5 protein-coding genes are annotated in these 4,607 nt (G+C 61.1%); all 5 read left to right on the top strand.

Going from position 1 to position 4,607, the window contains the following annotated elements; all coding sequences use genetic code 11:
- Positions 1 to 527, top strand: a 527-nt coding sequence (locus OC610_RS21665) for an alpha/beta hydrolase family protein (RefSeq protein ID WP_264430653.1), incomplete at its 5' end; no start/stop codon positions are given.
- Positions 520 to 1,329 carry a malonyl-ACP O-methyltransferase BioC gene (gene bioC, locus OC610_RS21660; RefSeq protein WP_264430652.1) on the top strand — a complete coding sequence of 270 codons (810 nt, stop codon included), beginning with the start codon at positions 520 to 522 and terminating at the stop codon, positions 1,327 to 1,329. The genes OC610_RS21665 and bioC, both read left to right, overlap by 8 nt.
- Positions 1,326 to 2,006, top strand: coding sequence for a dethiobiotin synthase (bioD, locus tag OC610_RS21655; RefSeq protein WP_264430651.1), 681 nt, complete (start codon positions 1,326 to 1,328; stop codon positions 2,004 to 2,006). Before bioC ends, bioD begins: the two co-directional genes overlap by 4 nt.
- A 118-nt stretch (positions 2,007 to 2,124) precedes the next feature.
- The gene (locus tag OC610_RS21650; RefSeq protein WP_264430650.1) at positions 2,125 to 2,421 is read left to right on the top strand and encodes a pyrroloquinoline quinone biosynthesis protein PqqE; all 297 of its coding nucleotides are present in this window, start codon (positions 2,125 to 2,127) and stop codon (positions 2,419 to 2,421) included.
- A 273-nt stretch (positions 2,422 to 2,694) separates the two neighbouring features.
- Positions 2,695 to 4,500, top strand: coding sequence for a phenylacyl-CoA dehydrogenase (locus OC610_RS21645; protein WP_181287241.1), 1,806 nt, complete (start codon positions 2,695 to 2,697; stop codon positions 4,498 to 4,500).
- The last annotated feature ends 107 nt before the right edge of the window (positions 4,501 to 4,607 follow it).

Genomic DNA, 4,607 nt, shown 5'->3' with positions numbered 1-4,607 from the left:
TGGGCGGCATGCTGGCTTTGGAGCTGGCGGCGCGTCGTGGCGAGCGCTGCTGCGGCTTGGTGACGTTGGCCAGCAATGTGTCTTTCGTGGCGCATGATCAATGGCCGAGCGCGATGGCCGGCGAGACCTTCGATGGGTTTCTGGCCGGGTGCGCTGCGGATCCGCGCCAGACGCTCAAGCGCTTCAGTTTGCTATGTGCCCAAGGTTGCGGCGACCCACGCGGGTTGTCGCGATTGTTGCTCGGCGGCGCACCGGGTACAGCGCCTGAAGTGCTGATGGCCGGACTCGAGTTGTTGGCGCAACTCGACACTCGTGCGGCATTGCAGGGGTTTCGCGGCCCGCAATTGCATTTGTTTGCCGGGCTCGATGCCTTGGTGCCAGCCGAAGCGGCGGGCGAGTTGTTGGCGCTGTTGCCGGATGTCGAAATCGGCCTGATTGAACAGGCCGGCCACGCATTTCTTCTGGAAGACCCCCACGGCGTGGCGGGGGCGATCCAGGCTTTCTTGCATGAGTCCGGTGATGACTGATTTGTCTGTGAAGCTACCTGGCACCTTGCCCGATAAACGTCAGGTCGCGGCCTCGTTTTCCCGGGCGGCGGCCAGCTATGACAGCGTCGCTGAACTGCAGCGTGACGTGGGGCAACAATTGCTCGGGCGACTGCCTTCGTCGCTCGATCCGCAGCGCTGGATGGACCTGGGTTGTGGCACCGGTTATTTCACCCGGGCGTTGGGTGCTCGTTTCGGCGAGGACACCGGTTTCGCGCTGGATATCGCCGAAGGCATGCTCAACCATGCTCGCCCACGAGGCGGGGCCGCGCATTTCATCGCCGGTGATGCTGAGCGGCTGCCTTTGCAGGCGGCGAGCTGTGATTTGGTTTTCTCCAGCCTCGCGGTGCAATGGTGCGCCGATTTTGCGTCGGTGTTGAGCGAGGTCCATCGCGTATTGAAACCGGGCGGCGTGTTTGCGTTCACCAGCCTTTGCGTGGGCACGTTGTATGAATTGCGCGACAGTTGGCGTCAGGTGGATGGCTTGGTGCACGTCAACCGGTTCCGTGGCTTCGAGACTTATCAACAGTTGTGCGCAAGCAGCGGATTGAATGTCCTCAGCCTGGAAAATCAGCCCCACGTATTGCACTACCCGGATGTACGCAGCCTGACCCACGAATTGAAAGCATTGGGCGCTCATAATCTGAACCCGGGCCGACCCGGAGGATTGACGGGCAGGGCGCGAATCCTCGCGTTGGTCGAAGCCTACGAGCAGTTCCGCCAGGCCCAAGGCCTGCCCGCGACCTACCAGGTGGTCTACGCCGTGTTGGAGAAACCGCTATGAGCCAGGCTTATTTCATCACCGGCACCGATACCGATGTAGGCAAGACCACCGTCGCGGCGGGCCTGCTGCACGCGGCGCGACAGGCCGGCATGAGCACGGCTGCCGGCAAACCGGTGGCCTCCGGTTGCGACGTGACGCCCAAGGGCCTGCGCAATGCCGACGCCTTGGCGTTGCTGGCCGAGTGTTCGGTGCCGCTGACTTATGCACAGGTCAATCCGGTGGCGTTCGAGCCGGCCATTGCGCCGCACCTGGCCGCCCGGGAAGCCGGTGTGGCGTTGACGGTGCAGTCGCTGCTGGGGCCGATGCGCGAAGTGCTGGCGCTGGACGCCGACTTCACCTTGATCGAAGGCGCCGGCGGTTGGCGTGTACCGTTGGCCGGCCAGGACAATCTTTCCGACTTGGCGATCGCACTGGGTTTGCCGGTGATCCTGGTAGTGGGCGTGCGCCTGGGATGCATCAGCCATGCGTTGTTGACCGCCGAGGCTATCGCCCATGATGGCTTGCAACTGGCAGGCTGGGTGGCAAATATCATTGACCCGGCCACCTCGCGCCTCGAAGAGAATCTGGCAACCTTGGCCGAACGGCTGCCAGCGCCCTGCTTGGGCAGGGTGGCGCGAATCCAGAGCGTAACGGCTGAAGCGGTGGCCGAGCACCTGCAACTGGACCTGCTGGACTGACATCCGCCAAGGTTTTGCCTATGACAAGGCACTGTGCCATTAGTGTTTTTGTCGGGCCTTTTGCCAAGGCATCTGATTCAATGCCGGTGTCGACCCCTTCAAGTAGACGAGCCTTGCCATGGAAATCTCAGGAAACACCGCGTTCTATGCCGGTCTGAGCACGATTCAGACAGGGCAGAACCGTGTCGATCAGGCCTCCAGCCAGATCGCCAACAATACGATCGAGCGTTCGGTCACCAGCCAATCTTCCGAGGTCCAGGTTGATCGCTTGCGATCGGTGGATCGCAGCCAGCAGTCGGACCTTGCCAGCAATATGGTGGACATGGCCGAGGGCAAGTTCCAGGTCCAACTGGGCGTGAATGTCGCCAAGGCCTCCGATGAAATGCTCGGTACGTTGATTGATACTTTTGCTTGATCCGATTCTCTGCGATTCACGAAAACGCCGCGATTATTCGCGGCGTTCTCGTCTCTGACGTCTTATTACTCAACTAATCTTTCCCCAGCGGCATCGCTGTTTTCTCGCCGCGATGACCTTCTGCGTCCGATATTTCCAGGCTGATGACGAACGGCGAAGGATCGACGCTTGACAAGGTTTGGGCGTAAACGTATGTTTCAAACACCTGTTTGACCGCTACAACAATTCGCCGCGGTCGTTCATCCCCGGTTACATCAGCAGAGGTTTATCGCTATGCCTGACTACAAGGCCCCCTTGCGTGATATTCGCTTCGTTCGTGACGAACTGCTCGGCTACGAAGCGCATTATCAGAGCCTTCCGGCTTGCCAGGACGCAACTCCGGACATGGTTGACGCCATTCTCGAAGAAGGCGCCAAGTTTTGTGAGCAGGTGCTGGCTCCGCTGAACCGCGTGGGTGACCTCGAAGGTTGCACCTGGAGCGAATCCGGCGTGAAAACCCCGACCGGCTTCAAGGAAGCCTACAAGCAGTTCGTCGAAGGTGGCTGGCCAAGCCTGGCCCACGACGTCGAGCATGGCGGCCAAGGCCTGCCGGAGTCCCTGGGCCTGGCAGTCAGCGAAATGGTCGGCGAAGCCAACTGGTCGTGGGGCATGTACCCAGGCCTGTCCCATGGGGCGATGAACACGATTTCCGAGCACGGTACGCCCGAGCAGCAAGAGGCTTACCTGACCAAGCTGGTGTCCGGCGAATGGACCGGCACCATGTGCCTGACCGAACCTCACTGCGGCACCGACCTGGGCATGCTGCGCACCAAGGCCGAGCCTCAGGCCGATGGTTCCTACAAAGTGACCGGCACCAAGATCTTCATTTCGGCCGGTGAACACGACATGGCCGACAACATTGTCCACATCGTGCTGGCACGCCTGCCGGACGCACCGGCCGGCACCAAGGGCATCTCGCTGTTCATCGTGCCGAAATTCCTGCCTAACGCCGATGGCACCGTCGGCCAGCGCAACGCCGTGAGCTGTGGTTCCCTGGAACACAAGATGGGCATCCACGGCAACGCCACCTGCGTGATGAACTTCGACGCGGCCACCGGTTTCCTGATCGGCCCGGCGAACAAAGGCCTGAACTGCATGTTCACCTTCATGAACACCGCACGCCTGGGCACCGCGCTGCAAGGCCTGGCCCACGCCGAGATCGGCTTCCAGGGCGGCCTGAAATACGCTCGTGATCGCCTGCAGATGCGTTCCCTGACTGGCCCGAAAGCGCCGGACAAGGCCGCCGACCCGATCATCGTGCACCCTGACGTGCGTCGCATGCTGCTGACCATGAAAGCCTTCGCCGAAGGCAACCGGGCGATGGTCTACTTCACCGCCAAGCAGGTCGATATCGTCAAGTACGGCGTGGACGAAGAAGAGAAGAAAAAAGCCGACGCGCTGCTGGCGTTCATGACGCCGATCGCCAAGGCCTTCATGACCGAAGTCGGTTTCGAATCGGCCAACCACGGCGTGCAGATCTATGGCGGCCACGGCTTCATCGCCGAGTGGGGCATGGAGCAGAACGTTCGCGACAGCCGTATCTCGATGCTGTACGAAGGCACCACCGGCATCCAGGCGCTTGACCTGCTGGGTCGTAAAGTCCTGATGACGCAAGGCGAAGCGCTCAAGGGCTTCACCAAGATCGTCCACAAGTTCTGCCAGGGCAACGAAGGCAACGAAGCGGTCAAGGAGTTCGTGGAACCCCTGGCTGCGTTGAACAAGGAATGGGGCGAGTTGACCATGAAGGTCGGCATGGCCGCCATGAAGGATCGCGAAGAAGTCGGCGCGGCCTCGGTGGATTACCTGATGTATTCCGGCTATGCCTGCCTGGCTTACTTCTGGGCCGACATGGCGCGCCTGGCGGCGGAAAAACTCGCAGCCGGCACCACCGAGGAAGCGTTCTACACCGCCAAGTTGCAGACCGCGCGCTTCTACTTCCAGCGCATTCTGCCGCGTACCCGCACCCACGTGGCAACCATGCTGTCGGGCGCCAACAACCTGATGGACATGAAAGAGGAAGACTTCGCGCTGGGCTACTAAGCCTTCGGTTGTTCTTCAAAAAAGCCGCTGCTTCTTCGGGAGCAGCGGCTTTTTCATGCCTGCCATAACCCCAATCAAGGCCTTCGACGAACCCGTGGCGAGGGAGC

Origin of the sequence: Pseudomonas agronomica (assembly GCF_025917275.1) — a bacterium.
Lineage (GTDB): Bacteria > Pseudomonadota > Gammaproteobacteria > Pseudomonadales > Pseudomonadaceae > Aquipseudomonas > Aquipseudomonas agronomica.
This window is presented reverse-complemented; position numbering and strand designations above follow the sequence as displayed.

Excerpts from the sequence above, each read along its gene's own strand:
- bioC (WP_264430652.1), top strand. The coding sequence starts at position 520 with ATGACTGATTTGTCTGTGAAGCTACCTGGCACCTTGCCCGATAAACGT.
- bioD (WP_264430651.1), top strand. The coding sequence starts at position 1,326 with ATGAGCCAGGCTTATTTCATCACCGGCACCGATACCGATGTAGGCAAG.
- OC610_RS21650 (WP_264430650.1), top strand. The coding sequence starts at position 2,125 with ATGGAAATCTCAGGAAACACCGCGTTCTATGCCGGTCTGAGCACGATT.
- OC610_RS21645 (WP_181287241.1), top strand. The coding sequence starts at position 2,695 with ATGCCTGACTACAAGGCCCCCTTGCGTGATATTCGCTTCGTTCGTGAC.